General features: G+C 51.1%; 3 protein-coding genes. 1 reads left to right on the plus strand and 2 read right to left on the minus strand.

What is annotated here, in order from left to right; translation table 11 throughout:
* The first annotated feature begins 22 nt into the window (after positions 1-22).
* Complete coding sequence (locus tag NNN71_RS24325; RefSeq protein ID WP_065358234.1) at positions 23-739, plus strand: oligogalacturonate-specific porin KdgM family protein; 717 nt, start codon at positions 23-25, stop codon at positions 737-739.
* Positions 740-1,060: 321 nt separating this feature from the next.
* Here NNN71_RS24325 and NNN71_RS24330 read toward each other — a convergent pair whose 3' ends face one another.
* Entirely contained in the window at positions 1,061-2,236 is a 1,176-nt protein-coding gene (locus NNN71_RS24330; protein ID WP_064542904.1) for an oligogalacturonate lyase family protein, read from the minus strand.
* A gap of 67 nt (positions 2,237-2,303) precedes the next feature.
* The coding region (locus NNN71_RS24335) for a hypothetical protein (RefSeq protein WP_271459550.1) at positions 2,304-2,556 on the minus strand (253 nt) is incomplete at its 5' end.

Here is a 2,556-nt window from a genome sequence, read left to right on the forward strand (position 1 = left end):
AATTTCAATTGAGGGATGGCAAATGTTAAAGAAAACTCTGGCCCTGGCCGTATTATCTGGCATGTCTTTCGCTGCATCTGCGGTAACCGTTGACCTGCGTCATGAATATATTGACAGCGGTTCCAACGCTGACCGTGTTGCGGTTTCTCATCGATTTGATAACGGTCTTGGTTTTGGCGTCGAAGCAAAATGGAAAACGGGTGGTGATACTGATAAACAGGATCGTCCGTTTAACGAAATGGTGGGTAATGGTCACGAAGAATCCATTAACTGGCGCTGGAAGGCGACAGATAACTTTGCCCTGAACCCAGGCTTTAATATTGAAAGTAAAGACAGCTACTCCATCTACAAACCGTACCTGCACGCGCAGTACAGCTTTGATAATGGTTTTTATGTGGCGGCGCGTTACCGTTATGAATATACCCGCGTTCCGGCCACTTCCAGCAACGGCGGCGGCGTAGATGACAAGGTCAATAAAGTGGATACCTGGGTAGGCTGGGCGATGGGCGACTGGCGTGTGGAACTGAACTACGTTTATGCACGCAGTACCGTGGCAGACGATCAGCATAAGAGCTTGTATCGTAACAATAATAAACCTTACAGCACCGAATATAACGCGAAGATGGCCTACAAGTGGGACAAAAACTGGTCTCCGTATTTTGAAGTGGGCAACGTGGGTGTGAAATCTACCGATGAACGTCAGACCCGTCTGCGTGTAGGTGTGGCTTACTCCTTCTAAATAAACAAAACCGGACCCTCATCCGTTTTCCCCCCGGAGCATTTGGCCGGGGGTTTTCGTTTTTGTGGGGGCAGAAGCATATACAGCGCGCACAATCTATTTCTCTGGCTCGGATATTCCCTCGCCCCTTTGGGGAGAGGGTTAGGGTGAGGGGGGGGAGCTTGGTGTAAAACCCTCACCCCATCCCTCTCCCTTAAAAAGGGAGAGGGGGCCGTCCGTGCCAAGGGGCGAGGGAATAGCAACGTCCGCACAAACCGCAGGCAAAAAAAAGCCCTCCAGAGGAGGGCAAGGCCAGTTACAGAAACACTAAACTTAAAATTCTTATGCTTGCATGAACTTACGTTCGGTTGGCAGTTTGGCGATATACAGCGCCGGCTTGCCGTCTTTGTCAGAGCTGAACAGCACCGCGCTGTCGTCCGGGGTAAAGGACGGATGCGGGTGAGTCACCTGACGGCTGTTTTGTACCGTTGCCCACGAGGTATCGTGACGGGCAACCGGGAAGTAGGCTTTCTTCGCTACGTCAAACGCGTACAGATACGGATCGTTATCGATGGTATAGCCGCTGGTGTCCTTCACGTCGACCGGGGTACCGGAGCCGTCGCCGACCAGCAGGGTGCCGTCGAAATTACTCATCAGGTGTGAACAGGCCGGCATTTGCATCAACGCTTCGTTGACGTTGGTGTCCGGGTTGAAACGGTAAATGGTACGACCCTGTTTGCCTTTCAGATAAGAAACGTAAACCAGCGCGGAGCCATTCGGAACCCAGAATTCGTGGGTGCAGCTTTCGCCTTCCGCATGTTCTTTAACTTTACGTACGTTGCTGCCGTCTTCGTTGACCATCCACATGCGCGCGTCGACCAGGTCGTGCGGGCCTTCGTGGCAGAATGCGACAGTGTTGTCGTCAAACGGACGGTAGATCGGATGGCCGAGCCAGTTTTTCTCTTCGTGGATCACCGCGCTTTCGCCGGTTTGCAGATCGACACGCAGCAGGCGGCAGTGCGGGCCTTTATGGAAGAAGTCGTGGAACAGTTTCCAGTCGTTCAGCGGCGTCCAGTCGCTTTTGGCGATTTCAATGCCGACCAGCTTGGTACAGTCGCTGTTGGACACCCAGGTACCGTAGCCAACCCAGTCGTCCGGCACGCGATAGACTTCGCGCTCGGCCAGAGTTTCAAGATTTACTTCCAGCAGAGTGCGGTCGTTCTTAACGTAGTAAAGGGATTTGTCGTCCGGAGACAGGAAACCACCAAAGGTGTTGTCGCCAGCGCCTTCGGTCAGCTGTACGGCTTCGGCGTTCGCCACATCCAGTAAGTAGTAGTTCCAATGGCCATCGAACTCACCAGCAAACAGCAGATGGCTACCATCGTTAAAGAAGCACTTCTGATAGAAGTAGTTACGATGACAGGTGACTTCTGGTGGTGTTAAGCGGGTGACCTCCGCGCCGGTGTCCGGGTCGCGGCTGACCTCATAATTCAATTTTACCCGCATGCCTTTAGCCATGGTGCTCTCCTTTTACTGATGCGGTCGCGAGGTGCTATCAACTTCGCTGGCCGATGTGGATGTCATTTTAAAAATTAGGTGTTAATTTATCAAAACACCGTTTCAATGTTTGTGATGGCAGACGCACTTTATACGAAAAATCATCATTTCTGCGACTTTTTTGATAACCCTTTACCCCTCCCGTCAAGCGTATCTTTGATTTTGCGACATCATTTACCTCATACAGAGTATTTTTCAAAGAAAATGTAACTAGATGAATAATATTGTTTTTTATTTTTGGCTGAGGGTGGGTAACGGCGTATTCGTGATCCCATTTGCAT

Source organism: Kluyvera sp. Awk 3 (assembly GCF_028069715.1).
Taxonomy (GTDB): Bacteria; Pseudomonadota; Gammaproteobacteria; order Enterobacterales; family Enterobacteriaceae; genus Kluyvera; species Kluyvera georgiana_A.

Excerpts from the sequence above, each read along its gene's own strand:
- NNN71_RS24325 (WP_065358234.1), top strand. The coding sequence starts at position 23 with ATGTTAAAGAAAACTCTGGCCCTGGCCGTATTATCTGGCATGTCTTTC.
- NNN71_RS24330 (WP_064542904.1), bottom strand. The coding sequence starts at position 2,236 with ATGGCTAAAGGCATGCGGGTAAAATTGAATTATGAGGTCAGCCGCGAC.